The sequence below is a fragment of the Pseudomonas sp. ES3-33 genome, from assembly GCF_000952175.1.
GTDB classification, from domain to species: Bacteria; Pseudomonadota; Gammaproteobacteria; order Pseudomonadales; family Pseudomonadaceae; genus Aquipseudomonas; species Aquipseudomonas gregormendelii.
In genome coordinates this window covers 16442-36626 of sequence record NZ_JZRI01000059.1, presented here as the reverse complement: position 1 = coordinate 36626, position 20185 = coordinate 16442, and the positions used below count along the sequence as shown (strand labels likewise).

The window sequence follows — 20185 nt, the reverse complement described above, 5'->3', positions numbered from 1 at the left end:
ACTCGTGCAGCCCACTGCCTTACACTGCGCACCATGAAAACCATTCCCCTCACACCCGTTGCCGAGCCTGCGGTCACCTGCTCGACTTGCGCAGCCTGCTGCTGCCAGCTCGAAGTCATGCTGATTACCGACACGGGCGTGCCCGAGCGTTTTATCGACACCGATGATTGGGGTGGGGAAGTCATGCTGCGTCTGGATGACGGCTGGTGTGCGGCGCTGGATCGCAACACCATGATGTGCACGATCTACGAGAAGCGTCCGTTGATCTGCCGGGAATTCGAGATGGGGGCACCGGAGTGCATCGAGGAACGCCGGGGCATTACCACGGCGTATCGTTGAACGCAGATTCATGCGGGAACCGGCAAGCCCGTTCCCGCATGAATTAATCCCGCCGTTACAGGGGCATCGTGTAATGCAGGGCGTAGCTTTCGACACCGTCGTTATGGCTGCTCAGGCCGGCATTGGAATAGTGCGTGGCACGAATCCCGACCTCATGACCGCCCGTGAAGCGCAGGCCGAAACCGATGCGGTCTTCGAACTGGAAGGACTGGCCAATGTTGTTGTCTTCAAGCTGGGTGTCGGAGAAAAACGCCACACCTACCCCGGCTTCGATGTACGGCTTGACGTTCTGGCCGGCAAACTCGTAGACGAACACGGGTGCAAACGACAGGCTGTTGTTACTGGAAGTCTTGTCACCCTCCCAGTAGGTATACGCGCCGCTCCAGAAACCGGTGAGTCGACCAACGTCGGTCTGCCACCAGCTCTTGTCCCAATCAAACTGCATGCCCAGCCGATAGGTCATGGTTGAATCGCTGGTCGCTCCGACCCCGAACTCCACGCCTGCCGCCTGTGCGGTAAAACTGTGCCCCAATAGTGTGGCCGCAAGCGCAGCCAAGCAGAATAGTCGCTTCACTAGAAACATCCTTTTCCGAACGAATTCGTATGGTTTTTTTGGTGTCGCCATTAATCACAGCTATAGAAGTCTGCGCCTACTCAGAAGTTCAGACTATTCCGATACATTTCACATTTTTTTTACAAGTCGAAACTACGCACTACGCCGGGGGAATTCCAGAGTAATGGCAAGATATTACTGAAATGCTGTGGATTGGCGCTGGTCCAGAACTGCGCAGCCCGCGCCGGGCCTGCGGCAAGCAGCTCGCGTTCGGCCAACAAACGCTGAAGCTGGCGTGCTACTGCAGCCCCGGTATCGATCAAGCTGATGTGCGCCGGGATCATCTGCTTGAGCAGCGGCTTGAGGAAGGGATAGTGGGTGCAGCCAAGAATGATCGTGTCGCAGCCGGCGTCGAGCAAGGGCTGCACGTAGCCGAGTAACAGCTTGCACAGCACCGGGCTGTGCAGGTCGCCGTCCTCAATCAGCTCCACCAGGCCCGGGCATGGCTGGGTGATCACTCGTACGTCGGTGGCAAAACGGTCGAGCAGCGCGGCGAATTTAGCGCTTTGCAACGTACCGGTAGTGGCGAGTACACCGACCACACCACTGCGGGTCGCGGCCGCTGCGGGCTTTACTGCGGGCTCCATGCCGACGATGGGCCACTGAGGGTAGTCACGGCGCAAATCGGCCACGCCTGCCACCGTGGCGGTATTGCAGGCCAGCACCAGCGCCTTGGCGCCCTGTTGCTGAAAAAAGCGCGCCATGACGCTGCAGCGCGCACGGATGAACTCCGGCGATTTCTCGCCATAGGGGACGTTGCCGCAATCGGCAACGTACAGCAGAGTCTCGTCGGGCAACAGGCGCTGGATCTCGGCCAGTACCGATAGCCCGCCGACACCGGAATCGAATACGCCAATCGGCGCCTCACGCACGGGCAGGACCACAGACCGCGCAGCCCGGATCGCGCTTGACCCGAAGTTCACGAAAGCGCGCGCCCAGGGCATCGATCAGCAACAGTCGCCCCACCAGCGGTTCGCCGAACCCGGCCAGCAGCTTGAGCGCTTCGAGTGCTTGCAGGCTGCCGACCAGGCCCACCAGAGGGCCGATGACCCCGGCTTCGCTGCACGTCAGTTCGGCTTCGCTGCCGTGGCCATACAAGCAGTGGTAGCAGGGACTGTCCGGACGTCTTGGGTCGAACACCGACAATTGTCCTTCGAGGCGAATGGCGGCGCCGCTCACCAGGGGTTTGCCAGCCAGTACGCAGGCGGCATTGACGGCTTCGCGGGTGGAAAAATTGTCCGAGCAGTCCAGCACCAGGTCCACCGCAGCCACTGCGGCGGCCAGGGAATCTTCGTCGAGGGCGGTGCGCAGGGCTTTGAGCTGGATTTCGGGATTGATCGCGCTCAGTCGGCGGATCGCCGAGTCGACCTTGCTCACGCCGACGCTGTCTGTGTCGTGGATAACCTGACGCTGCAGGTTGGTCAGGTCGACGCTGTCGAAGTCCGCCAAGTGCAATTCGCCCACGCCCGCCGCCGCCAGGTAAAGGGCTACCGGCGAGCCGAGACCGCCCAGGCCGATGATCAGCGCCCGGCTGGCTTTGAGCCGCAATTGGCCATCGATATCGACGTGCTGCAGCAGAATCTGCCGACTGTAGCGCAACAATTCCTGATCATTCAGCACGGCAGGCGTCCAAGGCTGATACGTTCGTGGCCGCCCAGGTCGGTGCGGCTGTGGACTTCTTCAAAGCCACGGGTCATCAGCAAATCGCGCACGGCGAGAGCCTGATCGTAACCGTGTTCGAGCATCAGCCAGCCACCGGCATCGAGGTGGTTCGGGGCCTGGTCGACGATCAGGCGCAGATCGTCGAGACCATCGATGCCGGCGACCAACGCACTGGCAGGCTCGAAGCGCACATCGCCCTCGGCCAGGTGCGGATCGGCGCTGGCGATATAAGGCGGGTTGCTAATGATCAGCTCGAAGCGCTGACCTTGCAAAGCACTGAACCAATGACTGCTCAGCACGGTGGCGTTGTCCAGGTGCAGGCGCTGGCGATTGCGCTCGGCCAGCGCGACGGCTTCCTGCACGCGATCCACGGCGGTGACTTGCCACGCCGGACGCTCGCTGGCCAGGGCCAGGGCAATTGCGCCGCTGCCGGTGCCCAGGTCGAGCACCCTGGCAGGGGCGACCGGCAACAACTCCAGCGCGGCCTCTACCAGAAGCTCGGTGTCCGGGCGCGGGATCAGGGTGTGCGGTGCGACTTCCAGGTCGAGCTTCCAGAAACCCTGCTGGCCCAGAATATAGGCCACCGGCTCGCCGCCACGACGGCGCTGCAGGTACCCGGCAAATTTGAGCGCCGCTTCACTTGGTACGATGCGCTCCGGCCAGGTGTGCAAAAAGCTCCGGGACTTGCCCAGGGCCGCAGCCAGCAGCAACTCTGCGTCCAGGCGCGCGGTGGGCGAGTCCGGTAGATCGGCGGCGCGTAGCAGGCTGGCAATGATCGTCATTTACTCACCTATCGCTGCCAATTGATCAGCCTGGTACTCGGCCAGCAACGGCTCGATTACCGCATCGACGCCACCGGTGAGAATTTCATCGAGGGAATACAGCGTCAGGTTGACCCGGTGGTCGGTGACCCGGCCCTGGGCAAAATTGTAGGTGCGAATCCGTTCCGAGCGATCGCCCGAGCCCACCAGCAGCTTGCGCTCGCTGGCGATGGCATTGGCGGCGGCACTGGTCTGCTGGTCGTTCAGCTTGGCCGACAGCCAGGACATGGCGCGCGCACGGTTCTTGTGCTGGGAACGCTCTTCCTGGCACTCGACCACGATGCCCGACGGCAAGTGAGTGATGCGGATCGCCGAGTCGGTCTTGTTGACGTGCTGGCCACCGGCGCCTGAGGAGCGATAGGTATCGACCCGCAAATCCGCCGGGTTGATCTCGATCGCTTCCTGCTCGTCCGGCTCGGGCAATACCGCCACCGTGCAGGCCGAAGTGTGGATACGACCCTGGGATTCGGTGGCAGGAACCCGCTGCACCCGGTGCACGCCGGATTCGAACTTGAGCTTGCCGTAGACGTTGTCGCCCTCGACGCGGGCGATCACTTCTTTATAGCCGCCGTGTTCGCCGATGTTCTCCGAGAGGATCTCCACCCGCCAGCCACGGCGCTCGGCGTAGCGCGAATACATGCGAAACAGGTCGCCGGAAAAAATGGCCGCCTCATCACCGCCAGTGCCGGCGCGGATTTCGAGAAACACGTTGCGGCCGTCGTTCGGGTCCTTGGGCAGCAGCATACGTTGCAGGCTGGCTTCGATTTCGAGCAGTTGCTCCTTGGCTTCGCGGACTTCTTCCACGGCCATTTCGCGCATGTCCGGGTCGCTGTCCTTGAGCAGCGCCTGGGCGCCTTCCAGATCACCCTGAACCTTGAGCAACTGCTTATAGGTTTGCACGATAGGTTCGACTTCCGCGTATTCCTTGGAATAAGTACGGAATTTGGTCTGGTCGGAAATGACTTCGCCGTCGCCAAGCAAGGCGGTCAGTTCCTCGAAACGGTCCTGGAGGATGTCCAGCTTATTGAGCAGTGAAGCTTTCATTGCGGTTTCTTATCCGAAAAGCTATCCGATGAGCCCTCACCGAGGGCAAAGAGTTCCTGGGCCATGGCCAGCGCATCGAGGCGACCTTCGGCAGAGAGCTTTTTCAACTGCACGCTCGGGGCGTGCAGGAGTTTGTTGGTCAGGCCACGTGCCAGTTGGATCAACACCTCTTCGGCGCTGCCGCCATTGGCCAGCATGCGCTGGGCCTTCTGCAATTCTTCGTCCCGCAGGCGTTCGCTTTGCTGACGATAGGCCTTGAGCACGTCCACCGCGGCCAGTTCACGCAGGCGCACCATGAAATCTTCGGCGCCGATGGAGACCATCTCTTCCGCCGCCTGCGCCGCACCTTGACGACTCTTGAGGTTTTCCGCGACCACTTCGTGCAGGTCGTCGACGCTATAGAGGTAGACGTCTTCGAGTTCGCCAACTTCCGGCTCGATATCCCGGGGAACGGCGATGTCCACCATGAAGATCGGCTTGTGCTTGCGCAGCTTCAGGGCGCTTTCCACCGCGCCCTTGCCGAGGATCGGTAACTGGCTGGCGGTGGAGCTGATGACGATGTCACTGCGCACCAGTTCGGCCGGGATATCCGACAGCAACACCGCATGCGCGCCAAACTGCTCGGCCAGGATGCTGGCGCGCTCCAGCGTGCGGTTGGCGACCACGATACGCTTGACCCCGAGTTCGTGCAGATGACGGGCGACCAGGGTAATGGTCTCGCCGGCGCCAATCAGCAAAGCCTGGCTGCGCTGCAAGTCGCTGAAAATCTGTTTCGCCAGGCTGACTGCGGCAAAGGCCACCGACACAGGGTTCTCGCCGATGGCAGTGTCGGTGCGCACCTGCTTGGCCGCATTGAACGTAGCCTGGAACAGTCGCCCGAGCAGCGGCCCGATTGTCCCGGCTTCCCGGGCTACCGCGTAGGCCGATTTCATCTGGCCGAGAATCTGCGGTTCGCCCAACACCAGCGAGTCGAGCCCGGAGGCGACTCGCATCATGTGACGAACTGCCGCATCATCTTCGTGCACATAACTGCTGGCGCGCAGCTCTTCGATGCTCAAATGGTGATAATCGGCCAGCCAGCGCAACACGATGTCAGCCGAAAGGTGATCCTGCTCTATATAGAGTTCGCTGCGATTGCAGGTGGAAAGGATCGCGGCTTCGCGGCTGTCGGTCAGTCGGCAGAGCTGCTGCAAAGCCTCTACCAGCTGCTCAGGGGAAAAGGCCACGCGCTCGCGGACGTCTACTGAAGCAGTCTTGTGGTTAATACCGAGTGCAAGGAAGGCCATTCAAGGTCGCTGATAGTGACGTGAAGCCGGCAATTGTCCTACTTCGACAGATTCAGAACAACTACTCGATATCTATCGCCCCTGTAGGAGCTGCCGAAGGCTGCGATCTTTTGAGATTTTAAAGGTGAGGTAAGGGCAAGATCAAAAGATCGCAGCCTGCGGCAGCTTCTACGATCGTCCTGACCACCTGACTCTGTAAAGTCATCCTTCGAGACTCGGTTATGTTTGGCCGAAGGCTTGTGTCATGATGATCCGACCGCAGGTTAGTCGTCCTCTTCCTATATGAATAGATCCTCCGCGTTGCTCCTTGCTTTTGTCTTCCTCAGCGGCTGCCAGGCCATGGCGCCCGTGTCTCCGGACGATCCGTCGCCGGTCGAAGACAGCACTCCGGCCCCTGAAAAACCCATGGTCTACAGCTCCTTCAGCGAAGAAACCGTCTTCAGCCTGTTGAGCGCGGAACTGGCTGGCCAGCGCAATCGTTTCGACATTGCCCTGGACAACTACGTGACCCAGGCCATCAACACCCAGGATCCGGGGATCTCCGAGCGGGCGTTCCGGATTGCCGAGTACCTGGGCGCCGACCAGGCCGCCCTGGACACCGCGCTCATCTGGGCAAAAAACGCCCCGGACGACCTCGAGGCGCAACGGGCTGCTGCCGTGCAACTGGCTCGTGCCGGGCGCTATGACGACTCCATGGTGTACATGGAGAAGGTCCTGCAAGGCAAAGGCGACACCCACTTCGACTTCCTCGCCCTGTCCGCTGCCGACACCGACCAGGACACGCGCAACGGTTTGATGCAAAGTTTTGACCGCTTGCTGCAACGCCATCCCGACAACGGCCAGCTGATTTTCGGCAAGGCCCTGTTGCTGCAACAGGACGGCGATGCCAAGGGCGCCTTGTCCCTGCTCGAAGACCATCCGCCGGAAGATGGCGAAATCGCCCCGATCCTGCTGCGGGCGCGCCTGTTGCAGTCCCTCGATCGTGGTGACGAGGCCCTGCCGCTGCTGCGCAAAAGCATCAAGCAATACCCCGACGACAAACGCCTGCGCCTGACCTACGCACGCATGCTGGTGGAACAGGACCGCATGGACGACGCAAAGGTCGAGTTCTCCAGCCTGGTCCAGCAATACCCTGAAGACGACGAACTGCGCTATTCGCTGGCACTGGTTTGCCTGGAAGCCAAGGCCTGGGAAGAGGCCAAGGGCTACCTCGAAGACCTCATTGCCCGGGACAGCCATGTCGACTCGGCGCACCTGAACCTAGGACGTATCGCTGAAGAGCGCAACGATCCACAGGGCGCCCTGGCCGAATACGCACAGGTAGGGCCGGGCAATGATTACCTGCCGGCACAATTGCGCCAGGCGGATATCCTGATGAACAACGGCAAGACTGCCGAAGCCCAGAGTCGCCTGGCCGCTCAGCGAGACGAACAGCCCGATTACGCCATCCAGCTGTACCTGATCGAGGCCGAAACCCTGTCCGCCAACAAGCAACAGGACAAGGCCTGGGCTGTTCTCGAAAAATCGTTGCAGCAATACCCGGACGACCTGAACCTGCTGTACACCCGCGCCATGCAGGCGGAAAAACGCAATGATCTGGCGCAAATGGAAAAAGACCTGCGCCTGATCATCAAGCGCGACCCGGACAATGCGATGGCGTTGAACGCCCTCGGCTACACCCTGTCTGACCGTACAACGCGATACGCCGAAGCCAAGGCCCTGATCGAACAGGCGCACCAGATCAACCCGGAGGACCCGGCGGTTCTCGACAGCCTCGGCTGGGTCAACTACCGGCTGGGCAATCTGGACGAGGCCGAGCGCTATTTGCGCAAGGCCCTGGAGCGCTTTCCCGACCAGGAAGTCGCCGCTCACCTGGGCGAAGTCCTTTGGGCGAACGGCAAACAGCGTGAAGCGAAGCAAATCTGGGGCAAATTCCTCAAGGATCAGCCCGACAGCCCACTACTGCGCGGCACCATCAAGCGCCTGACCGGATCAGAGACTCTTTAAGATTATGTTTTTGCGCCATTTCATCGTTTTCAGCTTCATCGCCCTGCTCGCCGGTTGCGCGGGCTTCGGCGCTCGCGAATCCGTCGAAGGTCACGGTAATTCCGCCCAATGGCGTGAGCACAAACAGCAGCTCACTGGACTGGATGGCTGGCAGATCAACGGCAAGATCGGCATTCGCGCACCCAAGGATTCGGGCAGCGGCACCCTGTTCTGGCTGCAACGCCAGGATTACTACGACATCCGTCTGTCTGGCCCCCTGGGTCGGGGCGCTGCACGCCTGACCGGTCGCCCCGGCAAGGTGTCGCTGGAAGTCGCCAACCAGGGTCGTTATGACGCGCCGAACCCGGAAATCCTTCTCGAAGAACAGCTGGGCTGGAAATTGCCGGTGTCCAACCTGGCCTGGTGGGTGCGCGGACTCCCGGCTCCCGACAGCAAAAGCCGCCTGACCCTGGACGCCGATAGCCGCCTGGCCAATCTCGACCAGGATGGCTGGCAGGTTGAATATCTGAGTTATGCCGAGCAGAACGGTTTCTGGCTGCCCGAGCGCATCAAGCTGCACGGTACCGACCTTGACGTCACGCTGGTGATCAAGGAATGGCAACCACGCAAACTGGGGCAGTGAACATGACTGCTGCGCGCCTGACGCTGCCCTCACCGGCCAAGCTCAACCTGATGCTGCACATCCTTGGTCGCCGCAAAGACGGTTATCACGAGCTGCAGACGATTTTTCAGTTCCTGGATTACGGTGACGAGATCACCTTCGCCGTTCGCGATGACGGCGTGATCCGTTTGCACACCGAATTCGACGGCGTCCCTCACGACAGCAATCTGATCGTTCGCGCTGCAAGACAACTGCAGGAGCAATCCGGCTGCCCGCTCGGGATCGACATCTGGATCGATAAAGTCCTGCCCATGGGCGGCGGCATCGGTGGCGGCAGCTCCAATGCTGCCACCACCTTGCTCGGCCTGAACCATCTCTGGCAACTGGGCTGGGACGCAGATCGCCTGGCCGCACTCGGCCTGACACTGGGCGCAGACGTCCCGGTTTTCGTGCGTGGCCATGCCGCTTTTGCCGAGGGCGTGGGGGAGAAACTCACCCCTGTAGACCCCGAAGAACCGTGGTATCTCGTACTGGTACCGCAAGTATCTGTAAGTACAGCAGAAATTTTTTCTGATCCGCTGTTGACACGTAACACTCCTCCCATTAAAGTGCGCCCCGTTCCCAAGGGAAACAGTCGAAATGACTGCTTGCCGGTAGTAGCAAGGCGTTATCCAGATGTACGTAACGCATTGAATTTGTTAGGTAAATTTACCGAAGCAAAACTCACCGGAACTGGAAGTTGTGTGTTTGGGGGCTTCCCAAGCAAAGCTGAAGCTGATAAAGTCTCGGCCCTTCTTACAGAGACCCTTACAGGGTTTGTAGCAAAAGGAAGCAACGTTTCGATGTTGCATCGCAAGCTGCAGAGTCTGCTCTAAAGGAACCGAGTACTGGGTACTCGTTGCAACAGATACAGGGGCGTCGCCAAGCGGTAAGGCAGCAGGTTTTGATCCTGCCATGCGTTGGTTCGAATCCAGCCGCCCCTGCCATTTTCTATACTCATCCAGGTTACCCTCAGCCTCTAGGTACTGCGCGTGTCCAAGATGATGGTCTTTACGGGGAATGCCAACCCCGATCTGGCTCGGCGTGTCGTACGTCAGCTGCATATCCCTCTCGGTGACATCTCTGTCGGTAAGTTCTCCGACGGCGAAATTACTGCCGAGATCAATGAAAACGTCCGCGGTAAAGATGTCTTCATTATTCAGCCGACTTGCGCTCCGACCAACGATAACCTGATGGAACTGGTAGTGATGGCTGACGCCTTCCGCCGCTCCTCGGCTACTCGTATCACTGCTGTAATTCCTTACTTTGGTTATGCCCGTCAGGATCGCCGTCCGCGTTCCGCACGTGTGGCTATCAGCGCGAAAGTCGTGGCTGACATGCTTACCGTAGTCGGCATCGACCGTGTTCTCACGGTTGATTTGCATGCTGACCAAATCCAGGGTTTCTTCGATATTCCGGTAGATAACATCTACGGCTCCCCGGTTCTGGTGGATGACATTGAAGATCAGCGCTTCGAAAACCTGATGATCGTATCTCCGGACATTGGTGGCGTCGTGCGTGCACGTGCCGTTGCCAAATCTCTGGGTGTGGATCTCGGGATCATCGACAAACGCCGTGAGAAAGCCAATCACTCTGAAGTGATGCATATCATCGGTGATGTCGAAGGGCGTACCTGTATTCTGGTCGATGACATGGTCGATACCGCCGGCACCCTGTGCCACGCGGCCAAGGCCCTGAAAGAGCATGGCGCTGCCAAGGTTTTCGCCTACTGCACACACCCTGTGCTGTCCGGTCGGGCGATCGAAAACATTGAGAATTCCATGCTGGACGAACTGGTGGTGACCAACACCATCCCGTTGTCCGCTGCTGCTCAAGCCTGCTCGCGTATCCGTCAACTGGATATCGCGCCGGTGGTTGCTGAAGCGGTCCGCCGCATCAGCAATGAAGAATCGATCAGCGCGATGTTCCGTTAAGGGCCCTGCCCTTCTGGAACATCTCGTTGACGAAAAGCGCCCCGCCCCGGCATTCCTGTCGGGGCGGGGCTTTTTTGCCCATATCGCCTTTAGCGCTGGTCGCAAACGCTAGGGCGAATGTGGTTATTTTGGAGATACAACATGAACGAATTTACCCTGAATGCTGAAGTGCGTTCCGACCTGGGGAAAGGTGCGAGCCGCCGCCTGCGTCGTCTCGCAAGCCTGGTACCTGCTGTAGTTTACGGTGGCGAAAAAGCCCCTGAATCCATCAGCATGCTGGCTAAAGAAGTTGCCAAACTGCTCGAAAACGATGCGGCTTACAGCCACATCATCGAACTGAACGTTGGCGGCACCAAGCAAAACGTGATCATCAAGGCTCTGCAGCGTCACCCGGCCAAAGGCCACGTGATGCACGCTGACTTCGTACGCGTTGTAGCTGGCCAGAAACTGACCGCTGTCGTGCCTGTACACTTCGTTGGCGAAGAAGCTCCGATCAAGAAAGGCGGCGAAGTTTCGCACGTTACTTCCGAAATCGAAGTGACCTGCCTGCCGAAGGACCTGCCTGAGTTCATCGAAGTCGACCTGTCGAACGCTGAAATCGGCGACATCATTCACATGTCCGACCTCAAAGCCCCTAAAGGCGTTGAGTTTGTTGCTCTGGCACACGGTGACGACAAGGCTGTTGCCAACGTTCACGCTCCACGTGTTGCTCCAGAAGAAGACGCTGCTGAAGAAGGCGCTGCAGAGTAATTTCACTCTGTTCGCCGGAGTGACCGGTAACATCGCGGACTAGTACGTAGCGAGAAAGCGGGCGAGAACGCGGAGTTTACATAATGGTAAATGAGCACTTGTCGTCCACTTTCGCCGCACTCGGCGATGTTAACCACCACTCCAAGGAAGGGCCCCTATCGTGACTGCCATAAAACTGATCGTTGGCCTGGGAAATCCAGGCGCTGAATACGAACAGACCCGGCATAACGCAGGGGCCCTTTTTGTTGAGCGCATCGCGAACGCACAAGGCGTGAACCTTGTGGCGGACCGCAAATATTTCGGCCTGACCGGGCGCTATTCGCATCAGGGTCAGGATGTTCGTCTGCTGATCCCCACCACCTACATGAACCGCAGCGGCCAGGCCGTGGCGGCACTCGCAGGATTCTTCCGCATCAAGCCCGAAGAAATCCTGGTGGCGCATGACGAACTCGACCTGCCTCCGGGCGTTGCCAAGCTCAAGCAGGGCGGCGGCCATGGCGGTCACAACGGGTTGCGCGACATCATTGCGCAACTGGGCAATCAGAATACCTTCTACCGCTTGCGGCTTGGCATTGGCCACCCGGGCGTAGCCAGTATGGTTTCAAACTTCGTCCTGGGTCGTGCGCCACGCGCCGAACAGGAAAAACTCGATGCCAGCATCGACTTTGCCCTCGGCGTGCTGCCGGATATCCTCGCCGGTGAATGGAACCGCGCGATGAAAAACCTGCACAGCCAGAAGGCCTGACTTTTACCCGAGGGGAAACACCATGGGATTCAATTGCGGCATCGTCGGCCTGCCTAACGTCGGCAAGTCCACCCTGTTCAACGCCCTGACCAAATCCGGGATCGCGGCCGAGAACTTCCCCTTCTGCACCATCGAACCGAACACCGGGATCGTGCCGATGCCGGATGCGCGCCTGGAAGCTTTGGCTGCCATCGTTAATCCGAAGCGTATCCTGCCGACCACCATGGAGTTCGTCGACATCGCAGGCCTGGTGGCCGGCGCGTCGAAAGGTGAAGGCCTGGGCAACAAGTTCCTGGCCAACATCCGTGAAACCGATGCGATCGCCCACGTGGTCCGCTGCTTCGAAGACGAGAACGTGATTCACGTTTCCAACAGCGTCGACCCGAAACGCGACATCGAGATCATCGACCTGGAACTGATCTTCGCCGACCTCGACAGCTGCGAGAAGCAACTGCAGAAAGTCGCGCGCAACGCCAAGGGCGGCGACAAGGACGCCGTGGTTCAAAAGGCATTGCTTGAGCAACTGATCGCTCACTTCACCCTGGGCAAGCCTGCACGGACCCTGATGAAGAGCATGGGTGCCGACGACAAGGCGGTGATTCGTGGCTTCCACCTGCTGACCACCAAGCCGGTCATGTACATCGCCAACGTCGCTGAAGACGGTTTCGAGAACAACCCGCTGCTGGACATCGTCAAGGCCATCGCCGAAGAAGAAGGCGCCATGGTGGTTCCGGTCTGCAACAAGATCGAAGCCGAAATCGCCGAGCTTGAAGACGGCGAAGAGAAGGACATGTTCCTTGAGGCCCTGGGCCTGGAAGAGCCTGGCCTGAACCGCGTGATTCGCGCCGGCTACGAAATGCTGCACCTGCAGACCTACTTCACCGCCGGCGTTGAAGAAGTCCGCGCCTGGACCGTACGCGTCGGTGCGACCGCACCACAAGCCGCTGGCGTGATCCACACCGACTTCGAAAAAGGCTTCATCCGCGCCGAAGTCATCGCCTATGACGACTTCATCCAGTACAAGGGCGAAGCCGGTGCCAAGGAAGCCGGCAAATGGCGCCTGGAAGGCAAGGACTACATTGTTAAAGACGGCGACGTGATGCACTTCCGTTTCAACGTGTAAGACTCCCCGCTCAAGAAGAAGCCGCGTTCAATACGCGGCTTTTTTGTACCTGTCAGATTATTCGAAGATCGCAGCCTCCGGCAGCTCCTAGAGGGTGTACACCTCACATCAGTAGGAGCTGCCGAAGGCTGCGATCTTTTGATCTTCAGGCCTTTCTGGTTCTCGGCAGGAAGATCGCCAACACCCCCAGCAATGGCAGGAACGAGCACAGGAAATACACGAACTCAATCCCGCGGGCATCCGCCAGATAGCCCAGCAGCGCCGCGCCAATCCCGCCAAAACCAAACATCAAGCCAAAGAATATCCCGGCGATCATCCCGACATTGCCCGGGACCAGCTCCTGGGCGTACACCACGATGGCCGAGAATGCCGACGCCAGGATGAAACCGATCACCACGCTCAAGACGCTGGTCCAGAACAGGTCAACGTGAGGCAAAAGCAGGGTGAAAGGCGCAACACCAAGGATCGAAAACCAGATGACGGCCTTGCGCCCAATCTTGTCGCCGATCGGGCCACCGAAGAACGTACCGGCTGCCACCGCCCCCAGGAACAGAAACAGATGCAGTTGCGAACTGGCCACCGAGAGGTCGAATTTCTCGATCAGGTAGAAGGTGTAGTAACTGGTGAGGCTGGACATGTAGAAGTACTTGGAGAACACCAGCAGCCCCAGCACAACCAGTGCGCCGGTCACCCTCCCCTTCGACAGACCGTGGGTTGCCGCCTGCCCTTGTTTGAGCTTGAACAGGTTCAGGTGATTGGCGTACCAGCGGCTGATGCGGTGCAGCACAAACAGCGCAAACACCGCGAACAGGCCGAACCATGCCACATGCCCCTGGCCGAACGGAATGATAATGGCTGCCGCCAGCAATGGGCCGAACGCCGAGCCCGCATTGCCGCCAACCTGGAAAGTAGACTGCGCCAACCCGAACCGCCCGCCCGAGGCCAGTCGCGCTACCCGGGAAGCCTCCGGGTGAAAGGTCGAAGAGCCGATACCGATCAGCGCCGCCGCCAGCAGGATCATTGGAAAGCTGCCGACCACCGACATCATCAGTATGCCGATCAAGGTGCATACGCTCCCGGCCGGCAGCAGCCACGGCTTGGGATGACGATCTGTGTGATAGCCGACCCATGGCTGCAACAGCGAAGCGGTCAGTTGAAAAGTCAGGGTAATCAGGCCGACCTGGGTAAACGTCAGGCCGTAATTGGCCTTGAGCATCGGATAGATCGACGGCAAGACCGACTGGATCAGGTCGTTGATCAAATGGGCCAGCGCCACGGCGCCGATGATGCGCATGACCAAAGGGCTGCTTTGTGAAGTCGCTGATGCCGGCGCGGCGCCGGTCTGGGCATTGCTGATAGCCATGAGAATTTCCGCACAACGGGTGGGTGCAAATGGGCAGGAGCGTCAATGTGCCATTTTTCAGTGCATCAGCGCCATCCCCTTAGCCTGCTAACGACATTTACGAATGCTTTCCATGCGGGTAATAGCGCATCGCCATGGTCTGAATCTTGCGTTACCACTTCCTTTAGACGCGGCCCCTTACAAAGGGGACCGAGAATGGGAAGTTTCGCTACGCAGTCGGCCTACAGAGCGGACGAGGGTGAACTTTCGAGGCCTTTAAACGGGCACCAGTCGCGGCCAACACGGCCTCGGCGCACGCCAATGGTGCGTGGTGCCCAGGGGAGTCACGGGGCATGCAGGCTTTTTTATCACCGGGCATTGGCTTGCTGGGGCGCTTTGGCTTCGCACGCAAGTTTCAACTGTTGTTTTTGCTGTTCATTCTGCCGCTGGCGGGCAGCCTGTGGATGATCGGGCAGGATTACCGCAGCAAACTGAATCTGATCTCCGAAGAGCGTGCCGGGGTTCGGCAACTGCTGTCACTGGATGCGCTCGACAATCTGCTCGCAGCCCAACGGGATCGCGCCGCGCGCTGGCGAGCCACGGAAACCAATCGTCAACCCACGCCCGCCACGCTCGCCGCCATGGCTGCGTTTGACGAGGCCCAGCCAGCCATCGCCCAAGCGGCTGTGGAGCTGGGTAATACCCTCGCTGCCGAAGGTGCCCGGGATGAAACACTGGCGCGCTACCAGGCCCTGCAGGCCGCCCTTGAAGGCCTGGATTCAAAAAGCCTCGGCAGCATCGGTTGGTGGCCCGACGGTTACGATCGCTTCACCGGTGCCTTGAGCGCCCTGCAAGCCCTGCGCGAGCAAATTGCCATGGACAACCGGCTGACCCTCGCGCCATGGCTGGAAACCTATTTGCTGACGCAGATCTCCACTCAGCACGTGCCGGACCTGATCGAACGGGTCGGACGCCTGGCGAGCATCGGTCAGGCCTCAGTGGTGTCTGGGCAATTCACCTTGCAAAGCCGCTTGCAGCTACGAGACCTGCGCAGTCGTATCGGCGACGCCCGGGAGCAGCTTGTGAAAACCGCAGGCTTGCTGGAATCGCGCCTGCCCAGCGACTTGCAAACCTGGTCAGGGCGCTACCAGGACAGCCTCAAGCACCTGGATGCCGAGCTGAAAGTTCTCGATGACGGCGTATTCGGCGGTAGCATCAAGCTCAAGCACGAAGACTTTGAGCGTGGTCTGGACGCCTTGCTGGTCGACCTCGCCTCCCTGCGCCAACAGTCCCTGGGCTCGCTGGATCAGCGCCTGGATAACTACCATGGCTCGGCGATGCGCCAGGTCATCGGTGTGGCGACGATTTTCGGCTGCCTGCTGCTGGCGGCGCTGTATCTGTTCACCTGCCTGCAAACGTCCATCCGGCGCAGCGCCAGCGGTATTACAGTGCTGGCCGAAGCGCTGCGCGATGGCAACCTCAGCCTGCAGGTGCCGGTACAGGGTCGCGACGAGCTGGCGGCTATCAGCACCGCGCTAAACGTCGCGGTGGTGCAGTTGCGCAACAGCATGCTGGGGGTGGATCACGAGACCCTGCAATTGAGCAACGCCGTGCGCGCGCTCAACCAGCATTCCAGCGGCGCATTGGGCGAAGTCGAGGCACAACAACTGCAGATCAGCCAGATCGCCGCGGCGGCCACCCAACTGGCCGCCACGTCCCAAGGCGTGGCCCAGAGCTGCGAACAGGCCTCGGGCAGCGCCCAGCACACGCGGCGCATTGCTGCCGACAGCAGTCGCGACAGCCAGCGCACCACGGCAAGTATCCAGCAGCTTAACCAGCGTTTGAACGAGACCGCGGCGGCACTCGGCCGGGTGAGCGAACAGGGGCAGCAGATTCAGCTGGTAGTGGACACCATTCGCGGAGTGGCCGAGCAGACCAACCTCCTGGCCCTTAACGCCGCCATCGAGGCCGCCCGCGCGGGCGATCAGGGCCGCGGCTTCGCCGTGGTGGCTGACGAAGTGCGCAGCTTGTCGAAACGCACGCAGTCCTCTACCGCGCAGATAGCCCAGACCGTTGATAGCCTGCGGCAAACGGTGGATGAAGCGGTGAGCCTGATGGAAGCGGCCTGCAGCCAGGCACAGAACGATGCGCAGTCGGTCACCGGGCTGGGCCAACGACTCGGGGAAATTGCCAGCGCAGTGCAAGGCGTCACCGACACCCTGGCGCACATTGCGACAGCGGTAGAGGAACAGGCCAGCACCGCCGATGAGGTCAGCGGCAACATCCAGCAGGTTGATCAGGCGGCAGTGCGGCTGCTGGAAGGGGCCCGCGCCGTAAACCTTGCGGCGGACACCTTGAGCCAAGGCAGCAAGGCATTGAGCGCCAATACCGGGAGGTTTCAGCTCGGCTGACAGCCTCCACCGCCGCGTTTTATAGCACCATGTGGATAAGCGGTTGAAAGCGTAGAGAAATATTTTAAATTTACGCTTGACGCATCCCCGTTACCGGTGAATAATGCGCGCCACTTGGCTACATAGCTCAGTTGGTTAGAGCATAGCATTCATAATGCTGGGGTCCGGGGTTCAAGTCCCTGTGTAGCCACCAAGTACTAAAAACGGCTTACCGAAAGGTAGGCCGTTTTTTTATGCCTCGAGAAAAGTACGCAGGCTTCTCTGCTGACACAAATCCTGCAGGAGCGCGGCTTGTCGGCAAGGAGATACTCTAGTCCTGGATCGATTTTGCGGCCGCTATCGCCAGCAGGATCACCACCGCATCGACGCCAACGCAGACACCCCCCGCTCCCAGATCTGCCACGTCCGCAGCCAGACCATCGCCTGCCAGTCGCCGTCCGCGGGATAGAATTGTTCCAGCAGGTTCTGCTTGATTCCACGCCCTACCGCATCACTTGGATTGCCGTGCAGATGAAGCCAATGGTCGTCGCGCAAATGACGATGTACTTCGGGCCCCGGATAAGTCCCACACTCGATCACAAAAGGCATCAATCGCACTTGCGGCAGCGCGTCGATCAGCGCCTGTGAGGTGTAGCCGGTGGCCGTCGCGGCGACGCCGGTTTCGCTCAAGGTGTCGGCGCCGGTCAGCAGCGTGTAGAGCCACGGCCCGTAGATTGCCTGCGCATCCGCCAACGCTGGATAAGCGGACTCGGTGATGGTCAGCAACATTGGATGGCCGTACTCCCCCGCGCCGGTGTGCAAGTCGAAGCACATGGCGACATCAGCGTGGGCGACGTGCTCCTGGAGGATCTGCTGCAGCGTACGATTCGACCAGCTCGGTGCCCGTCCGCCAAAAAACAGGCCGTCAGGATGACTGTGTTGGCCGCCCTCGACAATCGACATCACCGCCGGCCAGCCGTGCTTGTGGATCTGCTCGTCAAGCAGCGCATCGGCGCGATCACGCTCGGGGCCCGCCAGCTGGGTACAGGCATAGATTTCATGCAGCGCTGCATAGGCCTGGTTGTCCGGGAGCGAATCGTCAAAATCCAGGTGATTGCGGTTAAGGTCGATGTTGTCTTCGTTGACCCGGCGCAGCCACGCTGTGCCCCAGGGATTGATCAGATGGACAAACACCACCGCGACATCGGTGGGCAACACGCGCTTGCCCAACTCCTGCACCCACTTGATCTGGCAGCCCGAGCCATAGAAGCCTTCAACCCCGTGAGTGCCACTTAGCGCGATCAGCAAGCGCTTGGCGCCCGGATCACCGAGCACCGCCACATCGGTACTCAGCCGTTCACCGAACGGGCCGTTGAGGGGATGCGGATATTCGGTCACAGTCGCGCCGGCGGCATTCGCTGCGGCCAGAAACTGTTGACGCTGCGCGCCATAGCTTGGCTGTGTGGGGAAGTCGGTGTGCATGTCTGCCTCTTGTTGATCTTCTGACGTGTCTGCTGCCCTTGACCCTACAGAAAATCCGTCAATGGATGAAGGACTAAAACCGCCTATGGTTTGCGTCACTGGCTGTAGGCCGATAAAGTCCCCGGACCTTTCCCACGGACGGAGTGCCCCGCGTGTTCACAGCCTTTAACTGCAATCGCTATCGGTTGTCAGCCCTTTCGCTGATTGCCGGTGCGCTAACGCTTGCCGCGTGCAACGCTCCGCCCGTTTCGACATTACCCCTCGCACCGGAAGCGGCCTCGGGCTATCGCACCGACCTGCAGGCCCGGCACGCCTCAAAGCATATGGCCGCAGCGGCCAATCCGCTCGCCGCCGAAGCCGGACGAGCAATGTTGCGCCAGGGCGGTTCGGCAATTGACGCCGCTATCGCGATGCAAGCGGTGCTGACGCTGGTCGAGCCGCAATCCTCGGGTATCGGCGGCGGCGCCTTGATCGTACTTTGGGACGGCAAAACAGTGCGCACCTACGACGGTCGTGAAACCGCGCCCGCCGGTGCCACCGAGAAGCTATTCCTGCAAGCCGACGGCCAACCGATGCCGTTCACGCAGGCACAGATTGGCGGTCGTTCGGTGGGCACACCCGGCGTGCTGCGGGCACTGGAACTGGCTCACCGGAAACACGGGCGCCTGCCCTGGGCACAGCTGTTCGAGCCGGCGATCAGACTCGCGGAGCAAGGTTTTCCTATCTCACCTCGTCTGCATCAGTTGATCGCGTCGGATTCGTCCATGCCGCGCTCGCCGGACATGATGGCGTATTTCCGCAACGCCGATGGCAGCCCGAAAGCCGCAGGCACTCCCCTGAAAAACCCGGCGCTGGCCGCCACGTTCAAACGGATCGCCAGGGAAGGTGCCGATGCGCTGTACAGAGGTCCCATCGCCCAGGAAATCGTGGACAAGGTTCAGGGGCATGCCAATCCCGGCAGCCTGTCGCTGAACGATCTGATCGGCTATACCGCCAAGGAACGCGCACCACTGTGCACCGATTACAAGCGCTGGCAGGTCTGCGGCATGCCGCCGCCGTCATCGGGCGGAATCGCCGTGGCGCAGATCCTCGGCACCTTGCAGGCCCTCGAAACTCGTGACCCGCGTTATGCCCTGGCGCCACTGAAACCGGTCAAAAGCACCCGAGCCGCCGGCATCGAACCTGCGCCTGCAGCTGTGCACCTGATCTCCGAAGCCGAGCGACTTGCGTATGCCGACCGCGCCCAGTACGTCGCCGACAGCGACTTCGTGCCCGTCCCGGTAAAAGGCCTGGTGGACCCGACGTATCTGGCCAGCCGCGCCGCCCTGATCGGCGAACGCAGCATGGGCACGGCCACACCTGGGACACCTCCGGGCATCCAGGTGGCCTATGCACCGGACCGTTCACCTCTGCGCATCTCGACCTCGCAAGTGGTGGCCGTCGATGACCAGGGTGGTGCGGTCTCCATGACCACCACCGTGGAATCCGCCTTCGGCTCTCACCTGATGGTGCAAGGCTTCCTGCTCAACAACCAGATGACCGACTTCTCGTTCATCCCGGAAGAAAACGGCCGGAAAGTCGCCAACCGCGTCGAGCCGGGCAAACGCCCCCGCTCCTCCATGGCGCCCACCCTGATCTTCGATCGACAGACCGGCGAGTTCCTCGCCACCCTCGGCTCCCCAGGCGGCTCGCAGATCATCGAGTACGTCGCCAAGTCGACCATCGGCCTGCTCGACTGGAACCTCGACCCGCAGGCCGCCATCAATCTGCCCAACTTCGGCAGCCGTAACGGCCCGACGGAACTGGAACGGGGGCAGTTCAGTACACAGCTGATTCAAACGTTGAAGGACAAAGGGCACAACGTGAACGAGATCGACATGACCAGCGGCACCCAGGCGATAGTTCGGGTCAAGGATGCGCAGGGCAAGGTCACATTGGCGGGCGGTGCTGATCCGCGCCGCGAGGGGGAAGCGTTGGGGGATTGAGCGTTTTGTGCGAGTGGGAAAG

The 20185-nt window shown here is 60.4% G+C and carries 18 protein-coding genes, 2 tRNA genes and 1 pseudogene; 13 read left to right on the top strand and 8 right to left on the bottom strand.

What is annotated here, in order from left to right; all coding sequences use genetic code 11:
• Positions 1-33: 33 nt before the first annotated feature.
• On the top strand, positions 34-339 hold the full coding sequence (locus UB23_RS10360; RefSeq protein ID WP_045059227.1) for a YkgJ family cysteine cluster protein: 306 nt from the start codon (positions 34-36) through the stop codon (positions 337-339).
• Between the two features lie 55 nt (positions 340-394).
• Here UB23_RS10360 and UB23_RS10355 read toward each other — a convergent pair whose 3' ends face one another.
• The 6 genes from UB23_RS10355 to hemA form a co-directional block, all read right to left on the bottom strand.
• The gene (locus UB23_RS10355) at positions 395-913 is read right to left on the bottom strand and encodes an acyloxyacyl hydrolase (RefSeq protein ID WP_045059226.1); all 519 of its coding nucleotides are present in this window, start codon (positions 911-913) and stop codon (positions 395-397) included.
• Between the two features lie 119 nt (positions 914-1032).
• On the bottom strand, positions 1033-1824 hold the full coding sequence (murI, locus tag UB23_RS10350) for a glutamate racemase (RefSeq protein ID WP_045059308.1): 792 nt from the start codon (positions 1822-1824) through the stop codon (positions 1033-1035).
• The gene (locus UB23_RS10345; RefSeq protein ID WP_045059225.1) at positions 1817-2572 is read right to left on the bottom strand and encodes a molybdopterin-synthase adenylyltransferase MoeB; all 756 of its coding nucleotides are present in this window, start codon (positions 2570-2572) and stop codon (positions 1817-1819) included. The genes murI and UB23_RS10345 overlap by 8 nt, the downstream gene beginning before the upstream one ends.
• On the bottom strand, positions 2566-3396 hold the full coding sequence (gene prmC, locus UB23_RS10340; RefSeq protein WP_045059224.1) for a peptide chain release factor N(5)-glutamine methyltransferase: 831 nt from the start codon (positions 3394-3396) through the stop codon (positions 2566-2568). The genes UB23_RS10345 and prmC overlap by 7 nt, the downstream gene beginning before the upstream one ends.
• Complete coding sequence (gene prfA, locus UB23_RS10335; RefSeq protein ID WP_045059223.1) at positions 3397-4479, bottom strand: peptide chain release factor 1; 1083 nt, start codon at positions 4477-4479, stop codon at positions 3397-3399.
• On the bottom strand, positions 4476-5765 hold the full coding sequence (gene hemA, locus UB23_RS10330; protein WP_045059222.1) for a glutamyl-tRNA reductase: 1290 nt from the start codon (positions 5763-5765) through the stop codon (positions 4476-4478). The genes prfA and hemA overlap by 4 nt, the downstream gene beginning before the upstream one ends.
• 282 nt (positions 5766-6047) lie before the next feature.
• On the opposite strand from hemA, the gene UB23_RS10325 reads away from it, so the two are divergent.
• The 8 genes from UB23_RS10325 to ychF all read left to right on the top strand — a co-directional run bounded on the left by UB23_RS10325 (position 6048) and on the right by ychF (position 12964).
• Positions 6048-7772 carry a tetratricopeptide repeat protein gene (locus UB23_RS10325; RefSeq protein ID WP_045059221.1) on the top strand — a complete coding sequence of 575 codons (1725 nt, stop codon included), beginning with the start codon at positions 6048-6050 and terminating at the stop codon, positions 7770-7772.
• A gap of 4 nt (positions 7773-7776) precedes the next feature.
• The gene (gene lolB / locus UB23_RS10320) at positions 7777-8394 is read left to right on the top strand and encodes a lipoprotein insertase outer membrane protein LolB (RefSeq protein ID WP_045059220.1); all 618 of its coding nucleotides are present in this window, start codon (positions 7777-7779) and stop codon (positions 8392-8394) included.
• 2 nt (positions 8395-8396) lie between these two features.
• A complete protein-coding gene (gene ispE, locus UB23_RS10315; RefSeq protein WP_045059219.1) occupies positions 8397-9248 on the top strand; it encodes a 4-(cytidine 5'-diphospho)-2-C-methyl-D-erythritol kinase in 852 nt (283 codons plus the stop codon).
• A gap of 36 nt (positions 9249-9284) precedes the next feature.
• A tRNA-Gln gene (locus UB23_RS10310) sits at positions 9285-9359 on the top strand.
• Between the two features lie 45 nt (positions 9360-9404).
• Positions 9405-10346: a ribose-phosphate pyrophosphokinase gene (locus tag UB23_RS10305; protein WP_003208392.1), complete on the top strand. Its 942-nt coding sequence runs from the start codon at positions 9405-9407 to the stop codon at positions 10344-10346.
• A 141-nt stretch (positions 10347-10487) separates the two neighbouring features.
• Complete coding sequence (locus tag UB23_RS10300) at positions 10488-11096, top strand: 50S ribosomal protein L25/general stress protein Ctc (protein WP_045059218.1); 609 nt, start codon at positions 10488-10490, stop codon at positions 11094-11096.
• A gap of 160 nt (positions 11097-11256) precedes the next feature.
• Positions 11257-11841 carry an aminoacyl-tRNA hydrolase gene (pth, locus tag UB23_RS10295; protein WP_008037207.1) on the top strand — a complete coding sequence of 195 codons (585 nt, stop codon included), beginning with the start codon at positions 11257-11259 and terminating at the stop codon, positions 11839-11841.
• 22 nt (positions 11842-11863) lie between these two features.
• Positions 11864-12964, top strand: a complete 1101-nt coding sequence (gene ychF, locus UB23_RS10290; protein ID WP_045059217.1) for a redox-regulated ATPase YchF — start codon at positions 11864-11866, stop codon at positions 12962-12964.
• A gap of 145 nt (positions 12965-13109) precedes the next feature.
• On the opposite strand, the gene UB23_RS10285 is transcribed toward ychF, so the two are convergent.
• Positions 13110-14327 (bottom strand): MFS transporter, encoded by a 1218-nt coding sequence (locus UB23_RS10285; RefSeq protein WP_045059216.1) that lies wholly within the window; start codon positions 14325-14327, stop codon positions 13110-13112.
• 332 nt (positions 14328-14659) lie between these two features.
• Here UB23_RS10285 and UB23_RS30720 point away from each other — a divergent pair.
• From UB23_RS30720 to UB23_RS10275, 3 genes and pseudogenes are all read left to right on the top strand, one after another.
• Positions 14660-15856, top strand: a pseudogene (locus UB23_RS30720) (methyl-accepting chemotaxis protein); the annotation flags it as partial.
• Positions 15857-15874: 18 nt separating this feature from the next.
• Positions 15875-16717 (top strand): methyl-accepting chemotaxis protein, encoded by an 843-nt coding sequence (locus tag UB23_RS30715; protein ID WP_414704631.1) that lies wholly within the window; start codon positions 15875-15877, stop codon positions 16715-16717.
• A gap of 116 nt (positions 16718-16833) precedes the next feature.
• Positions 16834-16910 (top strand) — tRNA-Met (locus tag UB23_RS10275).
• Between the two features lie 158 nt (positions 16911-17068).
• Here UB23_RS10275 and UB23_RS10270 read toward each other — a convergent pair.
• A complete protein-coding gene (locus UB23_RS10270; protein ID WP_045059214.1) occupies positions 17069-18178 on the bottom strand; it encodes a DUF2817 domain-containing protein in 1110 nt (369 codons plus the stop codon).
• 152 nt (positions 18179-18330) lie between these two features.
• On the opposite strand from UB23_RS10270, the gene ggt reads away from it, so the two are divergent.
• Positions 18331-20163, top strand: a complete 1833-nt coding sequence (ggt, locus tag UB23_RS10265; protein ID WP_045059213.1) for a gamma-glutamyltransferase — start codon at positions 18331-18333, stop codon at positions 20161-20163.
• Positions 20164-20185: the final 22 nt, after the last annotated feature.